Source organism: Thalassotalea mangrovi (assembly GCF_005116735.1).
Classification (GTDB): Bacteria; Pseudomonadota; Gammaproteobacteria; order Enterobacterales; family Alteromonadaceae; genus Thalassotalea_A; species Thalassotalea_A mangrovi.
On record NZ_SWDB01000036.1, the window covers coordinates 1 to 1,678 of the forward strand.

The following is a 1,678-nucleotide window of genomic DNA, read 5'->3' on the forward strand; positions in this document are numbered from 1 at the left end:
TAAGCGGAAGTACAGCTTACCTTGTTTTTCTAATCTACATAGATCTACAAATCTGTCAATTCAAGCTCACCGAAGAGAGTGGGTACCCCGGACTGTAAACTTCTTGCGATCCTTATCTTTAGGTGATACAAATGCAAACATATCATGTTTGAAAACTTTGCCACTATTAGTGTTATCTCGCTCTATCTTGTGGTGATTTATAGCGTTCTGGGGAAGCGATTATGATTAGAAAAATTCTACTATTAATGTTTTGCAGTTGTGTTCATACAGCAAGCATTGCATCTGAAAATCTGACCGATGTTATTCATTCATTTAGCGCACCGGAAATTATTGGCGTTAAAGACGTACCAAGAGTGAACTTGGTGATCGATGTCACTAAACCGAGGGAGTTGCATGTAACGTTACAGGAATTTGGCACCTGGCGAACCGTGAAATCGATGACGATGCGGGTGAATGAGTCGGGTAATTACCACTTTGATTTTGAGGTTGAAGAACTCACTTCAGGTCGCTATCGCTGGAATGCTTATTTGTCTCCGCGAGGAAAAAAGTGGCAGGATCGCTTGACCGAACCGCATCGAGATTCCATGCAAGTCATCGCCAAAGATCACTATACACCCCCTAAAAACCTGGCCAAGCATGACAGAGTAAAGTCAGTAAACTGGCCAAAAACCATTGTTGACGACAAAGAACATATCCTTACCGTCAAATATGATGTAACCACCGCTCGAGATCTTGAAATCCGCTTGCTAGACAGCACTGACTGGCAAGAGTTTGGTAATGTGAAAGTTACGGTTGAAGAGTCTGGACAGATCCAACTGCCGTTTAACAGCATGCTAAGTAATTTTCCCGCGGGAAAGTATGCCTGGGTGGTCGACCTAAAAGAGCAAGACAGTGATAACTCCATCCTGGCAAAACGACTTGGTTACCATTTTGAAATAGCTTCTGGCAATTTGAAGGTTGCAGGCGAAGCAAACCTGAACAATTAATACATTAAATACGACGTCTACCCTCCCTCTTGTGCAAATTGTCTTTTAGTCATTAAGTTTACGGTGATCACATGTATGGCAAGGGTATGAATGAATAGTACTAAGGCCATAATAATGATAATTAACTCGCGATTTTCGCATACGATACTTAAAGCATTACCGGTTCGAACTGCACTGTTATTGTTGTTTACCATACTCGCAACTGGCTGTGGAGGTTCGGTTGGTACTGAACATGAAGCGGAACTGCCGGTAACTCCTGCGCCTGATGGTAATGATGGCAGCAACGACGATAATGATAGTGACTACGATGGCCCGGACTATGGCTTCCATGATGGCAGTGGCACCTATACCCAAAACCCGCGCCCACAACCGTTACCGGTAATCGATTCAGATTTCTATACTGAGCCAGTGAGTTTTAATGTGACTCGCAACCTGGTGACGGATTATCAGGTGAATAACACCGATATGGGCGATGATACGGCAGTGCTGCAGCAGGCCCTTGACCAGATAAGCGCTGAGTTTAACGGTGGTAAGTTAGTGATACCGGCGGGTGATTACTACCTGAGAAGCTTACACCTTCGCTCTAATGTGCACCTGGAAATCGACGAAGGCGCAACGTTTTATATGGCTGCTGGTGGCGGTTATAACGTCTGGATGTTTGAAATGGGCAATGGCAGTCAGGGCAAGGCCGA

At 44.6% G+C, this 1,678-nt stretch carries 2 protein-coding genes; both read left to right on the forward strand.

Going from position 1 to position 1,678, the window contains the following annotated elements; genetic code table 11:
• Positions 1-221 precede the first annotated feature (221 nt).
• On the forward strand, positions 222-986 hold the full coding sequence (locus E8M12_RS14505; protein WP_136736990.1) for a hypothetical protein: 765 nt from the start codon (positions 222-224) through the stop codon (positions 984-986).
• Positions 987-1,100: 114 nt separating this feature from the next.
• Positions 1,101-1,678: hypothetical protein (locus E8M12_RS14510; RefSeq protein ID WP_211245053.1), on the forward strand; the 578-nt coding region annotated here is incomplete at its 3' end.

Excerpts from the sequence above, each read along its gene's own strand:
- E8M12_RS14505 (WP_136736990.1), top strand. The coding sequence starts at position 222 with ATGATTAGAAAAATTCTACTATTAATGTTTTGCAGTTGTGTTCATACA.